22 protein-coding genes are annotated in these 20,396 nt (G+C 57.7%); 12 read left to right on the forward strand and 10 right to left on the reverse strand.

Translation table 11 applies throughout. The features are described 5' to 3' along the window. Window positions 1-110 precede the first annotated feature (110 nt). Both AC1MEA_RS05990 and AC1MEA_RS05995 read left to right on the forward strand, forming a co-directional pair. Window positions 111-1,487 (forward strand): glutamine synthetase family protein, encoded by a 1,377-nt coding sequence (locus AC1MEA_RS05990; RefSeq protein ID WP_219063643.1) that lies wholly within the window; start codon window positions 111-113, stop codon window positions 1,485-1,487. A gap of 108 nt (window positions 1,488-1,595) precedes the next feature. Beyond that, entirely contained in the window at window positions 1,596-2,228 is a 633-nt protein-coding gene (locus tag AC1MEA_RS05995) for a TetR/AcrR family transcriptional regulator (RefSeq protein WP_219063644.1), read from the forward strand. Window positions 2,229-2,327: 99 nt separating this feature from the next. Here AC1MEA_RS05995 and AC1MEA_RS06000 read toward each other — a convergent pair whose 3' ends face one another. The 5 genes from AC1MEA_RS06000 to AC1MEA_RS06020 form a co-directional block, all read right to left on the reverse strand. After that, entirely contained in the window at window positions 2,328-2,543 is a 216-nt protein-coding gene (locus AC1MEA_RS06000) for a TOBE domain-containing protein (protein ID WP_219063645.1), read from the reverse strand. Between the two features lie 51 nt (window positions 2,544-2,594). After that, window positions 2,595-3,410 (reverse strand): aliphatic sulfonates ABC transporter ATP-binding protein, encoded by an 816-nt coding sequence (gene ssuB / locus AC1MEA_RS06005; protein ID WP_219063646.1) that lies wholly within the window; start codon window positions 3,408-3,410, stop codon window positions 2,595-2,597. Beyond that, window positions 3,407-4,204 carry an aliphatic sulfonate ABC transporter permease SsuC gene (gene ssuC / locus AC1MEA_RS06010; protein WP_219063647.1) on the reverse strand — a complete coding sequence of 266 codons (798 nt, stop codon included), beginning with the start codon at window positions 4,202-4,204 and terminating at the stop codon, window positions 3,407-3,409. Before ssuC ends, ssuB begins: the two co-directional genes overlap by 4 nt. Window positions 4,205-4,232: 28 nt before the next feature. Then, window positions 4,233-5,198: a sulfonate ABC transporter substrate-binding protein gene (locus AC1MEA_RS06015; protein WP_219063648.1), complete on the reverse strand. Its 966-nt coding sequence runs from the start codon at window positions 5,196-5,198 to the stop codon at window positions 4,233-4,235. Window positions 5,199-5,467: 269 nt separating this feature from the next. Then, window positions 5,468-6,106, reverse strand: a complete 639-nt coding sequence (locus tag AC1MEA_RS06020) for a peroxiredoxin (RefSeq protein ID WP_449634416.1) — start codon at window positions 6,104-6,106, stop codon at window positions 5,468-5,470. 352 nt (window positions 6,107-6,458) lie between these two features. Here AC1MEA_RS06020 and pmrG point away from each other — a divergent pair, with 352 nt between their 5' ends. Together pmrG and AC1MEA_RS06030 are read left to right on the forward strand one after the other, a co-directional pair. Then, complete coding sequence (gene pmrG, locus AC1MEA_RS06025; RefSeq protein ID WP_480917102.1) at window positions 6,459-7,136, forward strand: lipopolysaccharide core heptose(II)-phosphate phosphatase PmrG; 678 nt, start codon at window positions 6,459-6,461, stop codon at window positions 7,134-7,136. A 20-nt stretch (window positions 7,137-7,156) separates the two neighbouring features. Continuing rightward, a complete protein-coding gene (locus tag AC1MEA_RS06030) occupies window positions 7,157-7,978 on the forward strand; it encodes a phosphatase PAP2 family protein (protein ID WP_480917103.1) in 822 nt (273 codons plus the stop codon). 89 nt (window positions 7,979-8,067) lie between these two features. Here AC1MEA_RS06030 and AC1MEA_RS06035 read toward each other — a convergent pair whose 3' ends face one another. Further along, window positions 8,068-9,399, reverse strand: coding sequence for an OprD family porin (locus tag AC1MEA_RS06035; protein WP_480917104.1), 1,332 nt, complete (start codon window positions 9,397-9,399; stop codon window positions 8,068-8,070). A 597-nt stretch (window positions 9,400-9,996) separates the two neighbouring features. Between AC1MEA_RS06035 and tauA the strand changes: the two genes are divergently transcribed. From tauA to tauC, 3 genes are read left to right on the forward strand one after another with little or no spacing between them, the layout of a single operon-like run. Next, window positions 9,997-10,974 carry a taurine ABC transporter substrate-binding protein gene (gene tauA, locus AC1MEA_RS06040; protein WP_480917105.1) on the forward strand — a complete coding sequence of 326 codons (978 nt, stop codon included), beginning with the start codon at window positions 9,997-9,999 and terminating at the stop codon, window positions 10,972-10,974. A gap of 19 nt (window positions 10,975-10,993) precedes the next feature. Beyond that, the gene (gene tauB / locus AC1MEA_RS06045; RefSeq protein WP_480917106.1) at window positions 10,994-11,788 is read left to right on the forward strand and encodes a taurine ABC transporter ATP-binding subunit; all 795 of its coding nucleotides are present in this window, start codon (window positions 10,994-10,996) and stop codon (window positions 11,786-11,788) included. Then, the gene (gene tauC / locus AC1MEA_RS06050) at window positions 11,785-12,624 is read left to right on the forward strand and encodes a taurine ABC transporter permease TauC (protein ID WP_480917107.1); all 840 of its coding nucleotides are present in this window, start codon (window positions 11,785-11,787) and stop codon (window positions 12,622-12,624) included. The genes tauB and tauC overlap by 4 nt, the downstream gene beginning before the upstream one ends. A 301-nt stretch (window positions 12,625-12,925) precedes the next feature. Here the strand turns inward: tauC and AC1MEA_RS06055 are convergent, their stop codons facing one another. Continuing rightward, entirely contained in the window at window positions 12,926-13,366 is a 441-nt protein-coding gene (locus AC1MEA_RS06055; RefSeq protein ID WP_449634423.1) for a hypothetical protein, read from the reverse strand. Here AC1MEA_RS06055 and trmL point away from each other — a divergent pair. Continuing rightward, on the forward strand, window positions 13,365-13,820 hold the full coding sequence (gene trmL / locus AC1MEA_RS06060; protein WP_219063656.1) for a tRNA (uridine(34)/cytosine(34)/5-carboxymethylaminomethyluridine(34)-2'-O)-methyltransferase TrmL: 456 nt from the start codon (window positions 13,365-13,367) through the stop codon (window positions 13,818-13,820). The genes AC1MEA_RS06055 and trmL overlap by 2 nt on opposite strands. Window positions 13,821-13,876: 56 nt before the next feature. Here trmL and secB read toward each other — a convergent pair whose 3' ends face one another. The 3 genes from secB to AC1MEA_RS06075 are packed head-to-tail and all read right to left on the reverse strand — an operon-like array spanning window position 13,877 to window position 15,077. After that, window positions 13,877-14,365, reverse strand: coding sequence for a protein-export chaperone SecB (secB, locus tag AC1MEA_RS06065; protein ID WP_219063657.1), 489 nt, complete (start codon window positions 14,363-14,365; stop codon window positions 13,877-13,879). Window positions 14,366-14,407: 42 nt separating this feature from the next. Beyond that, entirely contained in the window at window positions 14,408-14,662 is a 255-nt protein-coding gene (gene grxC / locus AC1MEA_RS06070; protein WP_219063658.1) for a glutaredoxin 3, read from the reverse strand. Window position 14,663: 1 nt separating this feature from the next. Continuing rightward, window positions 14,664-15,077, reverse strand: a complete 414-nt coding sequence (locus AC1MEA_RS06075) for a rhodanese-like domain-containing protein (protein ID WP_219063659.1) — start codon at window positions 15,075-15,077, stop codon at window positions 14,664-14,666. Between the two features lie 145 nt (window positions 15,078-15,222). Here AC1MEA_RS06075 and gpmI point away from each other — a divergent pair, with 145 nt between their 5' ends. The 4 genes from gpmI (at window position 15,223) to AC1MEA_RS06095 (ending at window position 20,388) form a co-directional block, all read left to right on the forward strand. Beyond that, window positions 15,223-16,758, forward strand: coding sequence for a 2,3-bisphosphoglycerate-independent phosphoglycerate mutase (gene gpmI, locus AC1MEA_RS06080; protein WP_480917108.1), 1,536 nt, complete (start codon window positions 15,223-15,225; stop codon window positions 16,756-16,758). A 157-nt stretch (window positions 16,759-16,915) separates the two neighbouring features. Continuing rightward, window positions 16,916-18,241 carry a murein hydrolase activator EnvC family protein gene (locus AC1MEA_RS06085; RefSeq protein WP_480917109.1) on the forward strand — a complete coding sequence of 442 codons (1,326 nt, stop codon included), beginning with the start codon at window positions 16,916-16,918 and terminating at the stop codon, window positions 18,239-18,241. A 31-nt stretch (window positions 18,242-18,272) separates the two neighbouring features. After that, window positions 18,273-19,592: a S41 family peptidase gene (locus AC1MEA_RS06090; RefSeq protein WP_449634426.1), complete on the forward strand. Its 1,320-nt coding sequence runs from the start codon at window positions 18,273-18,275 to the stop codon at window positions 19,590-19,592. A gap of 4 nt (window positions 19,593-19,596) precedes the next feature. Beyond that, the gene (locus tag AC1MEA_RS06095; RefSeq protein ID WP_480917110.1) at window positions 19,597-20,388 is read left to right on the forward strand and encodes a divergent polysaccharide deacetylase family protein; all 792 of its coding nucleotides are present in this window, start codon (window positions 19,597-19,599) and stop codon (window positions 20,386-20,388) included. The last annotated feature ends 8 nt before the right edge of the window (window positions 20,389-20,396 follow it).

Below are 20,396 nucleotides of genomic sequence, written 5' to 3' on the forward strand. Positions count from 1 at the left end.
GCGCTTTTTGAGTGCAAAAAAGAGCTCTATTGACTTCATGATGGCTTTCGGATTGACTGAATCCCACGAAGCTCGATGATTGATATTTTTAACAACAAAGGTGTTGCATCATGTCGGTACCCCCGCGTGCCGTTCAGCTTAACGAAGCGAACGCGTTCCTTAAGGAACATCCTGAGGTTCTGTACGTTGACCTTCTGATTGCAGATATGAATGGTGTGGTGCGCGGTAAGCGCATAGAACGCACCAGCCTCCATAAGGTTTACGAGAAAGGCATTAACTTGCCGGCCTCTTTATTTGCCTTGGATATCAATGGCTCAACGGTGGAAAGCACCGGTCTGGGTCTGGATATCGGTGATGCTGACCGAATCTGTTATCCGATCCCTGGCACCCTGTGCAATGAACCATGGCAAAAGCGCCCAACCGCGCAACTGCTGATGACCATGCACGAAATCGAAGGCGAACCCTTCTTTGCCGACCCCCGCGAAGTACTGCGTCAGGTCGTCAGCAAGTTCGATGAAATGGGCCTGACTATCTGCGCCGCTTTCGAACTTGAGTTCTACCTGATCGATCAGGAGAACGTGAACGGTCGCCCACAACCTCCGCGCTCGCCGATTTCCGGCAAACGCCCTCATTCGACTCAGGTTTACCTGATCGATGACCTGGACGAATACGTCGACTGCCTCCAGGACGTTCTGGAAGGTGCCAAGGAACAAGGCATCCCGGCTGACGCCATCGTCAAGGAAAGTGCCCCGGCGCAGTTCGAAGTGAACCTGCACCACGTTGCCGACCCGATCAAGGCATGCGACTACGCGGTACTGCTCAAGCGTCTGATCAAGAACATCGCTTACGACCACGAAATGGATTCGACCTTTATGGCCAAACCCTATCCGGGTCAGGCGGGTAACGGTCTTCACGTCCACATCTCGATCCTTGATCGCGATGGCAAAAACATCTTCACCAGTGAGGATCCCGAGCAGAACGCCGCATTACGTCACGCGATCGGCGGTGTGCTCGAGACCCTACCGGCATCAATGGCGTTCTTGTGCCCGAACGTTAACTCCTATCGTCGTTTCGGCGCACAGTTCTACGTGCCGAACTCGCCGTGCTGGGGCCTGGACAACCGGACGGTCGCGTTGCGCGTTCCGACCGGCGCTCCCGATGCCGTGCGTATCGAACACCGCGTAGCCGGTGCCGATGCCAACCCGTACTTGCTGCTGGCCTCTGTGCTGGCGGGCGTGCACCACGGCTTGACCAACAAGATCGAGCCAGGCGCCCCGGTAGAAGGCAACTCCTACGAGCAGAACGAACAAAGCCTGCCCAACAACTTGCGTGATGCCCTGCGCGAGCTGGACGACAGTGAAATCATGGCGCGCTATATCGACCCGAAATACATCGATATCTTCGTCGCCTGTAAGGAAAGTGAGCTGGAAGAGTTCGAACACTCCATCTCCGACCTCGAATACAACTGGTACCTGCACACCGTCTAACGCTGTGCAATAAAAAGAACGCCGTCAGCCGCAAGGTTGGCGGCGTTTTTTTGTGGCCGCTGCCCTGCAACCCGTACAATGGCCGCTGCCCAAAACAGGAAGTCACCCATGACGCGACCCGCCGCGCCCCGCAAACCCCGCGCACGCAGCCAGGCCCGGATCGACTCGATTCTCGATGCCGCCCGCACGCTGCTTGCCGCCGAGGGGGTGGCCAGTCTGTCGATCTACAGCGTTGCCGAACGCGCGCAAATACCACCGTCTTCGGTCTATCACTTCTTTGCTGGCGTCCCGGCCCTGCTCGAAGCCTTGACCGCAGACGTCCACGCCGCCTTCCGCGCCTGCCTGCAAGCGCCCATAGAGCACGAACAACTGACGAGCTGGCGTGACCTGTCACGACTGGTCGAGCAGCGGATGCTGAGCATCTACAGCGCCGATGCCGCCGCCCGCCAACTGATCCTCGCGCAACACGGCCTGACCGAAGTCACCCAGGCCGACCGGCAGCACGATATCGAGCTCGGCAATCTGATGCACGCGCTGTTCGCCCGGCACTTCCAGCTCCCTGCCCTGCCGGACGATGTCGACGTGTTTGCGCTGGCGATGGAACTCGGCGACCGGGTTTACGCCCGTTCGGTGCAGCTCCACGACCAGATCACCCCGCGCATGGCCGAAGAAGGCATGCGGGTGTTCGATGCGTACCTGGGATTGTATTTGCCGCCGTATTTGCTCAAACGTGTCCTCTGATAGACACGATCCCCTGTAGGAGCAGGCTTGCCTGCGAATAGCTTCACCTAAAAAACCCCGAAGGGCTTTGGCCGTCCGGGGTTGTCTGCAACGCATCGATTACAACTTGGCGATCGACACCTCAGTGGATTTGACGAAGGCGATCACTTCGCTGCCAACCACCAGTTCCAACTCTTTGACCGAGCGGGTAGTGATCACGGAAGTGACGACACCCGACGCTGTTTGTACGTCGATTTCCGACAACACCGGGCCTTCGAGGATTTCTTTGATGGTGCCTTTGAACTGGTTGCGGACGTTGATAGCTTTAATAGTCATGATGTTTTTCCTGTAGGGGTTAGGGTTTCAAACGGTATCGGTACGAATCGGTTATTGGGCCCAACGCAACTGCGTGGGCAACGGTGAAACAGGTTCCGGTTCAGGCGGCGAGCCGGGTATCTGCAGCACCCGGTTCAGTACCTGAGTTTCCAGCGCGGCCAGGCGATGCGAGCCGCGTACTCTTGGGCGAGGCAGGTCTATCAGCACGTCGAGGCCGACCTGGCCCTCTTCGATCAGGATCACCCGATCAGCAATGGCCACGGCCTCGCTAACGTCGTGGGTGACCAGCAGCACGGTGAAGCCATGCTTTTGCCAAAGCCGCTCGATCAGTTGCTGCATCTCGATGCGGGTCAGTGCATCCAGCGCGCCGAGCGGCTCATCGAGCAGCAGCAGACGCGGTTGGTGGATCAGTGCCCGAGCCAGGGCCACGCGCTGCTTTTGCCCGCCGGACAAGGCTGCCGGCCATTCATCGGCGCGCTCCGCCAGGCCCACCGCATCCAGTGCTTCCAAAGCGCGTGGGCGCCAGTTGCCCTCCAAGCCAAGACCCACGTTATCGATGACTTTTTTCCAGGGCAGCAACCGCGCTTCCTGAAACATCAAACGGGTGTCCTCCAATGCGTCACTGAGCGGTGCCGACCCCGCCAGCAGTTCACCGCCCGTTGGCTTATCAAGACCCGCCAACAGACGCAGCAAGGTGCTTTTGCCACAACCGCTGCGACCGACCACCGCGACGAATTGCCCCGCCGGGATATGCAGATCGATATCGCGCAGTACCTCGCGCTGACCGAAGGTTTTGCGCAGCTTGCGTACCGCCAGCGGAATACCGCGCAGCAGGTGAGGCGGCTGTTGCTGTTTAAGACTGCTCATACCGCACCGCCTTTTGCTGTTTGATACGCCGGATGCCAGCGCAGCCAGACACGCTCCAGACCGCGCGCAGCAAGGTCAGCCAATTTGCCGAGCACCGCGTACAAAAGAATCGCCAGAACCACTACGTCGGTTTGCAGAAACTCCCGGGCATTCATTGCCAGATAACCAATCCCGGAACTGGCGGAGATGGTTTCAGCCACGATCAGGGTCAACCACATAAAGCCCAGAGCGAAGCGCACCCCCACCAGAATCGAGGGCAATGCGCCCGGCAAAATCACCTGCCTGAACAACGCGAAACCGGACAGGCCATAACTGCGCGCCATTTCCACCAGCGCCGGATCAACGTTGCGAATCCCGTGATAGGTGTTCAGGTAAATTGGAAACACGGTGCCCAACGCCACCAGAAAAATCTTCGCCGACTCATCAATGCCAAACCACAGGATCACCAGCGGAATCAGGGCCAGATGCGGCACGTTGCGAATCATCTGCACCGAGCTGTCGAGCAGGCGTTCACCCCATGTCGACAGGCCCGTGATAAAGCCCAGCGCCAGGCCGAGACCACCGCCAATGGCGAATCCGATCCCGGCACGCCAGCCACTGATTGCCAGGTGCGTCCAGATTTCGCCGCTGCGCACCAGGCTTATGCCCGCTTCGATGACTGCGCTCGGCGCTGGCAGGATGCGGGTCGAAAGCCAGCCCGCGCTGACCGAGAGTTGCCAGACCGCCAACAACAAGACTGGAAGTGCCCAAGGCGCCAGCCTGTGAATGATTTTTTGCGAAGCACTGAGGCTCATGGAGTTGTCTCCTCTAGGGGCCTGTTGATTACTGAGCCGTGGCCACTTTGGCCGGGGGCGTCCAGATCACGTCTTTGATGCTCAGCGGCTTGGGAATCAACTTGAGCTGGTAAAAGGTGTCAGCGATTTTCTGCTGTGCCGCGACCACGTCAGGGCTGATGAACAGCGCCCCGTAGCCCTGGCGTTTAACGGCGGTGCGGGTGATGTCTGGCGACAGGCCGAGCAATGGCGCGACCTGTTGGGTCACTTCATCGGGGTTGGCCTTGGACCACTCGCCGACGGCGCGAACTTCCTCAACCAATGTCTGAATCACTTGCGGGTGCTTTTCAGCGTACGGCTTGGTTGCCAGATAGAACTGATGGTTGTCGACGATGCCGGTGCCATCACGCAGGGTGCGTGCTTGCAGTTGTTGCTCGGCGGCCGCCTGGTAGGGGTCCCAGATAACCCAGGCATCCACACTGCCGCGCTCGAAAGCGGCACGCGCATCGGCCGGCGGCAAGAATACGGTCTGGATATCGCTGTACTTCAGGCCGGCATCTTCAAGCGCACGCACCAGCAGGTAATGCACGTTGGAGCCTTTGTTCAGTACGACTTTTTTGCCTTTGAGATCTTTTACCGACGTGATCGGCGAATCTTTGGGAACCAGGATTGCTTCACTGGTCGGGGCAGGCGGCTCATACGCGACATACAGCAGGTCGGCACCGGCCGCTTGAGCGAACACGGGCGGCGTCTCGCCGGTCACGCCGAAATCGATGGAGCCAACGTTCAGCCCTTCAAGCAACTGCGGACCACCGGGAAATTCAGTCCATTGCACTTGCACGTTTTGCTCGGCGAGGCGCTTCTCCAGCGTGCCTTTGGCCCTCAACAAAACCAATGTGCCGTACTTCTGATAACCGATGCGCAGGGTTTCTGCCTGGGCTTGAGTAATGGCGCCGAAGGTAACAGCCGCAGCAAACAGAGCGACCAAGCTTCGACGCAAAATGACAGTGCGCATGGCGCTCTCCTTTGCTGTAGCTATGAAGTTGCACCTGCTTGCCCGTTGGCGGGTGAGTAAGGTGGGGTTAGCGATTTCGCTAAGTGGACAGACATTAACAGGTGTTTTTTATATCCATAAATCTTATTTATTCATTTGTTTATTCTTAAATTGCATATGAAATTTGAGCCCATGAAATCAGCACACCTGCAAATCGCAGACGAAAAAAAAGGGCCGATTCAACGGCCCTTTTTTGGTACATCACCTGTAGGAGCGGCGGATACAGATGTTCAGCGATTAGGTTGCGGCGTCAGACGCAGATAAGGCGTCACGGCTTTATAGCCTTTGGGGAAGCGTTTCTTGATTTCGTCTTCATCCTTGATCGACGGCACGATCACCACGTCATCGCCATCCTGCCAATTGGCCGGCGTTGCGACTTTGTAGTTATCGGTCAGTTGCAGTGAGTCGATGACCCGCAGAATTTCATGGAAATTGCGCCCGGTACTGGCGGGATAGGTGATGGTCAGACGGATTTTTTTGTTCGGATCGATCACGAACAGCGAACGCACAGTCAGGGTGTCGCTGGCATTGGGGTGGATCAGGTCGTACAAGTCCGAAACCTTGCGGTCGGCGTCGGCCAGGATGGGAAAATTAACGATCGTGTTCTGGGTGGTATTGATGTCATCGATCCACTTGATGTGGGAATCGACCGGGTCCACCGATAGCGCAATCGCTTTAACCCCGCGTTTGGCAAATTCATCCTTGAGCTTGGCAGTGAAACCCAGCTCCGTGGTGCACACCGGCGTGAAGTCGGCCGGGTGGGAAAACAACACACCCCAGCTGTTCCCAAGCCACTCATGGAAATGGATTTTTCCTTCGCTTGATTCCTGTTCGAAGTCGGGGGCGATGTCGCCAAGTCGTAGGCTCATGGTGCGGCTCCTGGGCTGAGTATGATGTGCTCACTCTGCCTCTTCCCCGGACATTTTAAAAAGAATGAATATCAACTTATCTATGCTTTTTTGGAATATATGAATCTGCTCTTTATTCTGCTTAAACCAGACCTGAATGACGCCCTTCATTCAGCACATTGCTCATCTTGCGCCTTCACTGTATTTAAATTTTCACTCCGCTTTCACCATCCGTTTACTTTTGGACCTGCACAATTGCACCCGGTCACGACAGGCGCATGACGCTTATCCATAGGCGTTCCCCGTCCGACTTCTTACATTCATCTGTTCGTTGCATAACGATCGCCGACGGTGCCGCAGGAGTGGTTTCATCATGGAGTACAGACTGTGGCTGACCCGGACCCGGCGTTCGGTTTATTCAAGTGCACTCGCTAAATACAAAACCGGGCTGGCCGCACTGCTTTGCATTGGCGTGCTGGCGGGTGTGTCACTTTTTTTATTGAAGCCCGCCTCTCTGACTGACCTCTCCCAAGGTCATAACGCAGCGACCGCAGGCTTGAATTTGCATTGGGCCAAGGGTGACATGATCGTCCTGGTGCGCCACGTGGAGCGCTGCGACCACTCCACCGCGCCTTGCCTGAGCGGGACAGACGGCATCACGGTACGCGGCAAGGATGTGGCGCAACAGGTTGGGCTGCAATTCCACACCCTAGGACTGGAAAGAACAGACATCTACAGCAGCCCCGTGACCAGAGCCGCGCAAACGTCGACCTTTATGTTCAATTACGCCAGCGCCAATGAAGAATGGCTGTCCAACTGCCGCCAAAACATCGTGCGCGATGCCCTTCAACACAAAGTGAAAGACCGTAATCTTATTCTGGTCACCCACAGCGAATGCATCAGCCAGTTCGAGAAAGACATCAAATTGCCAGCCTCCGGAACCCCGGGTTACGGGTCTGCACTCTTCGTCACCGTGGATGAAAATGCCCCCCTGCCGCACGCACTCGGCTTTATTGATGCCAACGATTGGTCTAAAGTCCTGCGCAATTGAATTTGCATCAGGAATAAACAGTGGCTTTGCCTTCTCGCTCTGAGTTTTATCTGTGGAATATCGGCCTGCCGATAGTGTTGGCCATTCTGGTGTTCATGGTGTTCGACATGACCCAGATCGATGTGACGTTAAGCAATTTACTTTACGACCCGGTCAACCACACCTTTCTGTTCGGACATAACGCGTTGTTTGAGCGCATCACCCACAAATGGGCGCGGATCATCCCGGACTGGGTGGGTGAAACGGTCATTATCGGCTCGATTCTTTCGTTCATATGGCCGCTCTTCAACGCCGAGAAACATGCCCGGCTGATCGGCTTCCTGGAAAAAATCAAAGTCGCGCCAGTGCTCAGGTTTGCAAGGCGGCACAGGCGCGACTTTCTGTATCTGCTGGTTGCCTTCTCCATCAGCACAGGCTGCATCCATTACCTGAAAAGCCACACCAGCGTGTACTGCCCGGTCGAGACCACGTTATATGGTGGGGAAATCGAGAAAAAGGAATGGTTCGAGAATTTCACCCTCACGCAAAAAGCGGGTGACGGACGTTGCTGGCCCGGTGGCCATGCCTCCAGCGCCTTGACCCTGATCGCCCTGTACTTCGTTGCACGACGGTACCGCTGGCGGCACGCGAAAAAGCTGCTGGGCTGGATTCTGTTTCTGGGTTTCGTCTACGGCACAACGCGCGTCTTGCAAGGCTGGCATTACATGTCCCACACCTTCTGGTCGGGGATTTTCATGTGGCTGACGTCGTTACTGACCGGGCTGGCGTTCTATGGCAGCGCAAGGCTTTCACAACCTGTTCTGCAAACGGATCCGGCAGTTCAAGCGCTGCGTCCTGAGTGAGCAGGCCTCCCTACTGAACGGGGAGCCCTTAAGAAAACGCAGACCATAAAAAACCCCGCATTTGCGGGGTTTTTTTGTACTCAATACACTTACAGGAAGCTGTAGGTGTAGTTGAAGATCAGACGAGTCTGGTCTTGAGCAGGGATATTCGTGTCACCACGGTAGGTACCCTGACGCAAGGTAGTACCGAAGCCTTTAAGCACGCCAGATTGAATGACGTAGTCGACACGCATGTCGCGTTCCCACTCAGTCTGATCCTTGCCTGTGCCGTTGGTAGCCTTGATATCGTCGCCACGCAGGTAGGAAATCGATGCCTTCAAGCCGGGAACGCCAACACGTGCGAAGTCATAGGAGTACTGACCGAAGGTGGTGTTCTCACCCGCACGAACGAAACCATTGATCATGGAGTCAGTGAACAGGTAGAAGCTCGCGCCGGCGTTGCCTTCGTTCCTGCCGATGTCATTCGTCAAGCTACCTTGGTTCAGGTAAACGAAGCCGCCGTCATCGCTGACACGCTGGTGACCGAGCAAGAATGCATTGCCGCCCAGGGTGTAAGTGAACATCGCACTCCAAGTGGTGTTATCAACTTCACCCGTGTGCTTGGCATAGCCGCCGTTATTGTTGAAGCGGTAGCCGGCATCACCATTCTTGCCATTGGAGCTGCTGTCGAAGTAGCGCAAGTCAGTCTTGAACGACTGATCTTCAGCGATCGGCAGAACATGCACCAGACCGAAGAAGTCCTGTTTGTAGAAGTCCTGGAGATCCGAGTGGTAGTACTGCAAGGTCAGATCTTTAGTGACCTTCCAGTCGCCACCCGCGAAACGGAACTGGTTGCTGTCTTCAGTGGCACCAGCAACGCTCAAACCGGTGCTGTTGCTCGATGCACGACCCGCAGAGTGCTCAAGCTGACCCGCTACAAACGTGAAGTTGTCGAGGTCTTTGGAGGTGACGATGCCGCCGTCAAAGGTCTGTGGCAGTAAGCGACTATCGTTGGAAACGAGGATCGGAAGCATTGGAGCCAAGGCGCTACCCACGTGAAGCTCAGTCTTCGAGAGGCGGAACTTGGCGTTTGCACCCAGTCGGCTCCACTCGTCTACCGAAGAACCATCAGTGTCACTCGGGAAGAAGGAGTTGGTAGCGCCAGGGTGATGGCCTTTGCCACCATCAAGGTGAATACCGACCAATGCCTGAACATCAAGGCCAACACCGACAACGCCTTGGGTGAAACCGGACAGGTAATCAAACTTCAGGCCTTCGGCCGTTTCGCGTTGATCGTTTGTGCTGCCTTCGCGGGTGTCGGCGTTGAAGTACATGGTGCGCGAACTAACGGACGCTTTGCTGTCTTCGATAAAACCAGCAGCACCGGCTTGTTGGGCCAAAACCCCTACTGCGATGGCCAAAGCCAAGGTGGACTTGTTCATTGTTTCGCTCCTCGTGTATCTAATTTTTGTATTTCCACGGGTCTTGAGACAGACGGCTCAAGCCCGCAGATGCGCGATTAGCGCCAGACCCGACCTATTGAGTCAATGGTTACTGGTCGCTTCGAGACTAATTGATTAGACCGCGTGTGCGGTTCACTGCACGGTAATCAAAAATTCATCAACCTAAAAGGTATTACTCAATATTTTTTAGATCATCGAGCTATAAGTGACAAACTGTTTCCGCTCGTCGAGCCGGAGTGTATCGACCTCACAACTTAATTCCCAAAAATATTTCGGCGCGTTTTCCGGCAGGGCATCAGTTTTTTCCCGCCGAATCGTCGACGCTCAGACCGACTGGTCACCGAATGGCCAAGCAAGACTAAAGGATTAGAAGTTTTTGCTCCCGCCCGGACTCCCCGACCAGCCACACATAAAGTCACACTTTTATGACTGGATGATGACACCTGGCCACTCAGCCACCTTTCTCAGAGCAACTCCCCTCATAAGCTAATGCTAATAAGTTATTTACTTAATGTTTCTTAGATCATTTAGTCTCGATTTCAGTCGAACCCCGGCCGCTGATCTGGAGCTTTTTAAATGAAACTACACACCTCTTTACGCGTGTTGGCGGCCTTGACCCTGGCTGGCGCAACTTTTTTTGCTCACGCTGCGGACTTTACCGTCGCCTACCAAACCACCGTCGACCCGGCCAAAGTTGCGCAGGCCGAGGGGGCTTATGAAAAGGCCACCCACGCCAAGATCGACTGGCGCAAATTCGACAACGGTGCCGACGTCATCACCGCCATCGCCTCGGGCGACGTGCAGATCGGCTACCTCGGCTCAAGTCCGCTGACCGCTGCGGCTACGCGTAAATTACCGGTCGAAACCTTTTTGATCGCCACCCAGATTGGCGCCGCTGAAGCGTTGGTCGTGCGCAACGGTTCAGGCATCAATTCGCCTCAGGACCTGATCGGCAAAAAAGTCGCTGTACCGTTCGTTTCCACCGGCCACTACAGCCTGCTGGCGGCGTTGAAACACTGGAATATCGACCCGTCCAAGGTGCAGATCCTCAACCTTGCTCCACCTGCGATAGCGGCCGCCTGGAAGCGCGGCGACATTGACGCCACCTACGTTTGGGACCCGGCGCTGGGTGTTGCCAAGGAAACCGGCAAAGTGCTGATCACTTCCGGCGAACTGGCCAAGCTCGGCGCCCCGACGTTCGATGCGTGGATCGTGCGCAAAGACTTCGCCACCAAGCACCCGGAAATCGTCAGCGCATTCGCCAAGGTCACCCTCGACGCCTACGCCGACTACCGCAAAGACCCGGCCGCCTGGCTCGCCAACAGCGGCAATGTCGACAAGCTGGTGAAATTGTCAGGCGCAAAACCTGCTGACATTCCCGTGCTGCTACAAGGCAACGAGTACCCGCTGGCGGCTGATCAGGTTGTCGCGCTGGGCGCACCGACCATCGACGCAGTGACCAAGACGGCTGCGTTCCTCAAGGAGCAAGGCAAGGTCGATGCCGTACTGGCCGACTACTCCCCCTACGTAAGCGCCAAGTTCATCACTCAATAATCAGTCAGGGATTCTTGTCATGGCCTTATTAGAGCTGGAGCGCATCAGCGCACAGTACCCCGGCGCGGTCGAGCCGGTACTGGCGGATATTTCCCTGAGTCTGGGCCCGCAGCAGTTGCTGGTCGCACTCGGTCCGTCCGGCAGTGGCAAGACTTCGCTGTTGAATTTGATCGCCGGCTTCGTCGAGCCCAGCACCGGGCGCATTACCCTTGATGGCGTTGCCGTCAAAGGCCCGAGTGCCGAGCGCGGCGTGGTGTTTCAGGACGATGCCCTGCTGCCTTGGCAGAATGTCCTGGCCAACGTTGCCTTCGGCCTGCAACTGGCGGGAGTGCCACGCACACAACGTGAATCCAAAGCCCGGGAAATGCTGGCGCTGGTGGACCTCGCCGGGTTCGAGCAGCGGCGTGTCTGGCAGCTGTCCGGCGGGCAAAAGCAACGCGTTGGCCTGGCTCGTGCCTTGGCCGCCGACCCGCGAGTATTGCTGATGGACGAACCCTTCGGCGCCCTTGATGCGTTTACCCGCGAGCAGATGCAGGAGTTGCTCCTGCAAGTCTGGCAACGCACCGCCAAACCGGTGTTCCTGATCACCCATGACATTGAAGAAGCGGTGTTTCTCGCCACCGACTTGATCCTGCTGGCACCCCATCAGGGGCAAATCGTCGAGCGCCTGCAACTGGACTTCGGTCAGCGTTACGCGGCGGGTGAATCGGCGCGCGCAATCAAATCCGACCCACGATTTATCGAGACCCGCGAGCACGTCCTGTCCCGGGTCTTTTCTCAACGCAGTATCCCGACATGGGAGCAGCGCGCATGAGCCGCTACGAATTACCGGCCCTCGCAAAGGCCAGCAATAGCCCCTCCACCCTCGTCCCCCTGCGCCGCAGCCTGAGCACCCGATGGATCAGCGTTCTGACCCTGGTGACCCTGCTGGCGATCTGGTGGGCGGTCACGACGGCCGAGTGGATCGAACCCTTGTTCCTGCCGCCACCGTCGGCGGTGCTGGAAAAAGGCTGGCTATTGGCAACCAAGGGCTACATGGACTCCACGCTCTGGCAGCATCTGGGCGCCAGCCTGCAACGCATCGGCCTGGGTCTGGGCTTCGCTGTGCTGACGGCCATTCCAATCGGCATCGCGATCGGTCATAACCGGATCGCCCGAGGCATCTTCGATCCGCTTATCGAGTTCTACCGGCCCATTCCACCGCTGGCGTATCTGCCATTGATCGTGATTTGGTGCGGCATTGGCGAGCTGTCCAAAGTGTTGTTGATCTACCTGGCGATTTTTGCGCCGATTGCGATCGCCACCGCTACCGGCGTGCGCACCGTAGACCCGGCGAAAATCCGCGCCGCGCAATCGCTGGGGGCAACGCGCTGGCAGCTGATTCGTCATGTGATCCTGCCCAGCGCCCTGCCGGACATTTTGACCGGCGTGCGCATCGGTCTGGGAGTGGGCTGGTCAACGCTGGTTGCTGCCGAACTGATCGCCGCCACCAGTGGCTTGGGCTTTATGGTCCAGTCGGCCGCGCAGTTTTTGGTCACCGACGTGGTGGTGCTGGGCATTCTGGTGATCGCGCTGATCGCTTTCGCCATGGAAATGGGCCTGCGCGCCCTGCAACGCAAACTGGTGCCATGGCACGGTCAGGCTCACTAACCCATAGGAGATAAGCCGCTTTAAGACAGGAGTACTGCGTGACTTCATGCACGAAGGGCGGGAAATGCATCACTTTGGGAACTTGCAGCGCCTGGATGCGCAAATTATGTGCAGGAATACCGATGAAGAAACCGACCGCAACTTTCCGCACCCTCATTCTAAAATCACGAAAAACCCCGGTTTTAAAGGCCTGAACAACGAAAACCAGCCTTTCCACTCAAACTGGCACGCCGCCTGCAAATAGGTTAAGTAACACCAGTTTTGGGGACCTTGGTACAGGCAGGCCGGGGATTCCCCTCTTTTATTCCTCCCGGAGACTGATCTCCAGTCTCCAGCGCCCGTCCACCTTTGCACCGCGCCAGTCGCCGTGCAATGGACGGGCCGCCAGCAGGTTCAGCAACAACCCCTTGTCACTGCGTTGTACCCTCCAGCGAACATCCTTCCCGTTAAGCTTGAACGCCCCTCGCTGCGCCACGCCGTGCACGTTGAACAGCAATGCAACCGCCCCATCGATCTCTTCGCCATGCACCTGCGGCTCGTCGTTGAACCACACTGCCAGCCCGTTGGGCAGCGGCTCGATTTGTTGCAACTCCAGCGGGTCGGGAGCGGTCAAACGGCCGATCATCAGACCCACCATGACCCCGACAATCGCCATAGAACCAAGAACTCGCGGCCAGAGCTTCGGTCTCGGGTCCTCTTCAGGAGTAGAATGCAGCCCGTCTTTCAGTTCGGAGCCGTGCATGTTTCACGTCATCCTTTTTCAACCAGAAATTCCGCCGAATACCGGCAACATCATCAGGCTGTGCGCCAATAGCGGCTGCACCCTGCATTTGATCGAGCCGTTGGGCTTCGAACTCGACGACAAGCGCCTGCGCCGGGCCGGACTCGATTATCACGAGTACGCCACCCTGCATCGCCATGCCGACCTGCCCAGCTGCCTGGAAAGCCTTGGGCACCCACGGCTGTTCGCTTTTACCACAAAAGGCTCACGCCCTTTCCACCAGGCGGCCTTCGAAAAAGGCGACGCCTTTCTTTTCGGCCCGGAAAGCCGTGGCCTGCCAGCGGACATACTCGACGCCCTGCCAAGCGATCACCGCCTGCGCCTGCCAATGCGTGAAGGCTGCCGCAGCCTGAACCTGTCCAACACCGTGGCCGTGGCCGTGTACGAAGCCTGGCGTCAGCTGGATTTTGCCTAAGTACGCGCCATAAAAAAGCGCCCCGAGAGGCGCTTTTTCAATCCTGGCGTATTCGCTTACTGCACAGTCTGGCCTTCACCCGACTCTTGCATACGGGCCAGCTCTTGCGCGTACAACGCGTCGAAGTTGACCGGCGCCAGCATCAGCGCAGGGAACGAACCACGCACGACAAGGCTGTCGATCGTTTCGCGAGCATACGGGAACAGGATGTTCGGGCAGAACGCGCCGAGCGTGTGGCTCATGGCGGCTGCGTCCAGACCCTTGATCAGGAAGATCCCGGCCTGCTGCACTTCAACGATGAAGGCTACTTCGTCGCCGTTATTAACGGTGACCGACAACGTCAGGACCACTTCATGGAAGTCGCCTTCCAGAGATTTTTGACGGGTGTTCAGATCCAGGCTGACGCTTGGAGTCCATTCCTGGCGAAAAATCGCCGGGCTTTTCGGGGCTTCGAACGACAAGTCACGAACGTAGATGCGCTGCAGGGAAAACTGCGGAGCTTCATCTTCGGTTGCTACACCGCCGTTGGTCGGTTGGTCAGTCATCTTAGATCCTTCTTACTTTTAAGGTCTTGTAGGGTTTCGGATTCAAGCCTGAAGCAGCGCATCCAGCTTACCGGCGCGCTCCAGGGCAAACAGGTCATCGCAACCGCCCACATGCAAGGCGCCAATCCAGATTTGCGGGACTGACGTGCGCCCGGCTTTCTTGGTCATGTCGGCACGAACTTGCGGCTGGCCATCGACTTTGATTTCTTCGAAGGCCACACCTTTGTTCTGCAGCAGCTGCTTGGCGCGCATGCAGTAAGGGCACCAGTCGCTTGAATAGACGATGACATCAGCCATTTTATTTCACCAAAGGGAGATTATCGGCGCGCCAGGAGGAAATACCACCCGACAGCTTGGCTGCGGTGAAGCCGGACTTGAGCAATTCACGCGCAGTGGCGCCAGCGTGCTGGCCCATGGCATCGACAATGATCAGGGTCTTGGCCTTGTGTTTTTCCAGCTCGGCGATACGAGCGATCACCTTGTCCTGCGGGAAGTTCAGTGCGCCGACGATATGGCCTGCCGCGAAATCCTTGGCGTTACGCACATCGATAACCACGCCCTGATCGCTGTTGACCAGCGACGTCAGCTCACGGGTACTGAGGCTGCGGCCGCCTTTGCTCAGCTCATATGCGATCAGCAGAGCCAACAGAACGACGAAAGCGCCAGTGAGCAAATAGTGGTTAGTGGCAAATTCAATCAGGTGAGCAACCATCAGTAGGTTCCAGGGCGTTAAAATGTCGGCCAGTATACACAGCACCCAAGGTCGGCCAAAGCCCGTAAGGCAGTGACGCCGTTTGAACTTGTCCTTAAAATGCCGATCTTTTTAAAGTTACTTCACTAGCCACGAGTGGGTTCTTATGACTGCCACACCAAAACCTTTGGTCCTGATCATCCTGGACGGCTTCGGTCACAGCGAGAGCCACGAGGGCAACGCCATTTATGCAGCAAAGATGCCGGTCCTCGACCACTTGTACGCGACCCGGCCCAACGGCCTGATTTCAGGCTCAGGAATGGATGTCGGCCTGCCGGACGGCCAGATGGGCAACTCTGAAGTCGGGCACATGAACCTCGGCGCCGGCCGGGTGGTGTATCAAGACTTCACCCGCGTGACCAAAGCGATCCGCGACGGCGAGTTCTTCGAGAATCCGACCCTCTGTGGCGCGGTGGACAAAGCCGTCAGTGCGGGCAAAGCCGTGCACATCCTGGGTCTGTTGTCCGACGGTGGTGTACACAGCCATCAGGACCATCTGGTCGCCATGGCCGAGTTGGCTGCCCAACGCGGCGCTGAAAAAATCTACCTGCACGCCTTCCTCGACGGTCGCGATACACCGCCGCGCAGCGCCACGTCATCACTGGCGCTGCTGGACTCGACGTTCACCCGCCTGGGCAAAGGCCGCATCGCCACGATCATTGGCCGCTACTTCGCCATGGACCGCGACAATCGCTGGGACCGCGTCGCCTCTGCCTACAACCTGATCGTCGACGGCCAATCCGAATTCCAGGCCGCGAACAGCCAGGCCGGGCTTGAAGCCGCTTACGAACGTGGCGAGAACGATGAATTCGTCAAAGCCACCCGCATTGGTGAGCAGGTCAAGGTCGAAGACGGCGACGCCGTAATCTTCATGAACTTCCGCTCCGACCGCGCCCGCGAACTGACCCGGGTTTTCGTCGAAGATGACTTCAAGGACTTCGAGCGCGCACGCCAGCCGAAACTGGCTGACTTCGTCATGCTGACCCAATACGCAGCGAGTATTCCGGCGCCCTCGGCCTTTGCCCCCGGCAGCCTGAATAACGTGCTCGGCGAATACCTGGCGAAAAATGGCAAAACCCAGCTGCGCATTGCCGAAACCGAGAAATACGCCCACGTCACCTTCTTCTTCTCGGGCGGCCGCGAAGAACCGTTTCCTGGCGAAGAGCGCATCCTGATCCCGTCTCCACAGGTCGCCACGTATGACTTGCAGCCAGAAATGAGCGCGCCGGAAGTCACCGACAAGATCGTCGATGCCATTGAAAACCAGCGCTTCGACGTGATCGTGGTCAACTACGCCAACGGCGACATGGTCGGCCATAGCGGGATCATGGCCGCCGCGATCAAGGCAGTGGAATGCCTGGACGTGTGCGTTGGCCGGATCGTGACGGCGCTGGAGAAGGTCGGGGGTGAAGCATTGATTACCGCTGACCACGGTAACGTCGAACAAATGTCGGACGAATCCACAGGTCAAGCGCACACCGCCCATACCACCGAACCCGTGCCGTTCATTTATGTGGGTAAACGCGACCTTAAAGTCCGTGACGGTGGGGTGCTGGCCGATGTCGCACCGACCCTGTTGCTGTTGATGGGCCTGGAAAAACCGGAAGAGATGACCGGTCATTCGATCCTTGTTCCCCGATAAACAGCAGCAAAAGGCTCTAAACCGGCACGTTTAAAAACCACATCGCCGGTTAATTGTCCGAAACGCCTCAAAGCAGTCGCCTTGAGGCGTTTTTTTTGCGGCTCGCGGCGGGCATACTAGGCTTTGTTCATCCTCTTTCCTTGGTGTCGCCCGCCCCATGCTTCGCGCCCTGATCGTCCTTGCTCTCACGTGTTTGCTCAATCCGGCGTTTGCCGATGAGCGCGCGCAAACCCAACAACAGCTGGATGCTGCGCGCAAGGATGTTACCGAGCTGAAAAAGCGCCTCGGTGAATTGCAGCAGGAAAAATCCGGCGTGCAGAAAGACCTGCGCGGCACAGAAACCGAGATGGGCAAGCTGGAAAAGCAGGTGGAGGCCCTGCAAAAGGAACAAAAAAAGACTGAAAGCGAGCTGCAACGGCTCGACCAAGAGAAAAAAAAACTCCAAAGCGCACGCGTTGAACAACAACGATTGATCGCGATCCAGGCCCGAGCCGCTTATCAGAGTGGCCGCGAGGAATACCTCAAGCTGCTGCTCAATCAGCAGAATCCGGAAAAATTCGCGCGCACCCTGACCTACTACGATTACTTGAGTCAGGCGCGCCTCGCTCAACTGCACGGTTTCAATGAAACCCTGCGCCAGCTGGCCAACGTCGAAAAAGACATCGACCTGCAACAGGCACAGTTACTGGTGCAAAGAAGCACGCTCGACAGTCAGCGCGAAGAACTGGACAAGGTTCGCCAGGAACGCCAACAGGCGCTGGCCAAGCTCAACCAGGACGTGAAAGCCCGCGATCAGAAACTGCAGACTCGCCAACAGGAACAGGCCGATCTGGCCAATGTCCTGAAAACAATTGAAGAAACCCTGGCCCGACAGGCGCGCGAGGCTGAAGAAGCCCGACAGAAAGCCTTGATCGCCCAGCAGGAAGCGGAAAAACAGCGCCAGCGTGAAGAGCAGGCCCGCGCCCTGGCGAAAAACAGCAGCAGCAAAAGCGCTGAGGACGATGACGAGGCCCCGGTAAAACGCCCGGTCAAAGCCCCTGGCGTGCTGGTTTCCAGTGCTGGCGTTTCCTACGGCGGACCTTTTGCCGAGGCACGCGGCAAACTTCCATGGCCTGTCGATGGTCGACTGTTGGCGCGTTTCGGTGAAACCCGCGGCGATGACGCTCGTACCAAGTGGGATGGCGTAATGATCAGCGCCGCAGCGGGCAGCCAGGTGCATGCCGTGCATGGCGGCCGCGTGGTGTTCGCCGACTGGTTGCGCGGTGCGGGGCTTCTGGTCATTCTCGATCACGGCAACGGCTTTTTGAGTTTGTACGGCCACAACCAGAGTCTGCTCAAAGACGCTGGCGACATTGTTAAAGCCGGCGAAGCTATTTCCACTGTAGGCAACAGTGGGGGCCAGGACACACCGGCGTTGTATTTCGCTATTCGTCAGCAGGGTCGCCCAAGTGATCCAGCGCAATGGTGCCATGCTCAAGGGTAAGCACTACTTTAGGTTTAGGAGTTCGTTAGACATGCTGCATTTGTCCCGCCTCACCTCGCTGGCCCTGGCTATTGCCATCGTTATCGGTGCTCCTCTGGCGCAAGCCGCCGAAGCCGTCAAGCCCGCAGCCGCCGCCCCTTCGGCAGGCGCCAAGGCACCGTTGCCGCTCGAAGAGCTGCGCACCTTCGCTGAGGTCATGGATCGGGTCAAAGCCGCCTATGTCGAACCCGTAGACGACAAGACGCTGCTGGAGAACGCCATCAAAGGCATGCTCAGCAACCTTGATCCGCACTCCGCTTACCTTGGCCCGGAAGACTTCCTTGAGCTGCAGGAAAGCACCAGCGGCGAGTTCGGGGGGCTGGGTATCGAAGTCGGCATCGAAGACGGCTTTATCAAAGTGGTCTCGCCTATCGACGACACGCCCGCCTCCAAGGCTGGCATCGAGGCGGGCGACCTGATCGTCAAGATCAATGGCGCGCCGACCCGTGGTCAGACCATGCAGGAAGCGGTCGACAAGATGCGCGGCAAGATCGGTGAAAAAATCACCCTGACCCTGATCCGCGAAGGCGGCAACCCATTCGACGTGACCCTGGCGCGGGCAACCATCCAGGTCAAGAGCGTCAAGTCGCAGATGCTGGAAAATGGCTACGGCTATATCCGCATCACTCAGTTCCAGGTGAAGACCGGCGAAGAAGTCAGCAAGGCCCTGGCCAAGCTGCGCAAAGACAACGGCAAGAAGATGAGCGGCCTGGTCCTCGACTTGCGTAACAACCCCGGCGGCGTGCTGCAAGCGGCCGTGGAAGCGGCCGACCAGTTCTTGACCAAGGGCCTGATCGTTTACACCAAAGGCCGTATCGCCAACTCCGAACTGCGCTTCTACGCCGACCCGGCCGACGCCAGCGAAGGTGTACCGTTGGTGGTCTTGATCAACGGTGGCAGTGCTTCAGCCGCTGAAATTGTTGCGGGCGCTTTGCAGGATCAGAAGCGCGCCATACTGATGGGCACCGAAAGCTTCGGTAAAGGTTCGGTGCAAACCGTCCTGCCACTGGCCAATGACCGCGCGATTAAAATCACCACCGCGTTGTATTACACGCCCAATGGTCGCTCGATTCAGGCTCAAGGCATCTTGCCGGACATCGAAGTGCGTCGCGGCAAATTGACCAGCGAAGTGGATTCCGAGAACTACAAGGAAGCCGATCTGGCGGGTCACCTGGGTAACGGCAATGGCGGCGCGGACAAACCGACCACCAAGGCATCGGCCGGGAAGAAAGCGCGACCACAGGACGATGACTTCCAGCTGAACCAGGCACTGAGCCTGCTTAAGGGCTTGAGTGTCACCCGCGGCAACTAGTGTCATGCGCTTATGGCTGCTACTGACGCTTTCATGCAGCCTGATCGGCGTTGCCCACGCAACGCCGGTTGAGCCTGAAAAGCCCCCCGGCCCACCGAGTGTTGCCTACCTCAGCCTGATCATCGATGACCTTGGGCAGAATCCGGTCCGCGACCATCGGGCCCTGACGCTTCCTGGCCCGGTCACGCTGGCCGTCATGCCGGATACACCCCACGCTGCCGATTTTGCTCGCGAGGCCCATCGCGCGGGCAAAACGGTCATCCTGCACATGCCCATGGACCCGGCGACCGGGCCCTTCGCCTGGCATCCCGAACTCCCGCTTGCCGAACTGGAAAAACGCCTGAATGCAGCGCTCCTTGCCGTGCCTTACGCGGTGGGGATCAACAACCATATGGGCAGCCGCATGACCGCCGAGCCACAGGCCATGACGTGGCTGGTGGCTGAGCTGCAACGCCGTCATCTGTTTCTGCTCGACAGCCGCACCAGCGCCAACACCGTGGCCGCCGCCGAGGCGCAACGCATCGGTCTGGCCAGTCTTTCGCGGGATATTTTTCTCGACGATGAACGCACAACCGCAGCCATCACCGCTCAGTTCGAGGCGGCAATCAAACTGGCGCACAAACAAGGTTCAGTGGTGATGATTGGTCACCCCTACCCGATGACCCTCGACGTCCTGGAACGCGAGCTGCCACGCCTGAAAGCGCAAGGCATCAAATGGATCGACCTGCGGCGGATGATCAGCGTGCGTGGCAATCAGGCGACGGCCGCGCACGGCAAGAATGGGATCTATCGCTGATAGCGCAC

It is taken from the genome of Pseudomonas sp. ASL8 (assembly GCF_056680355.1).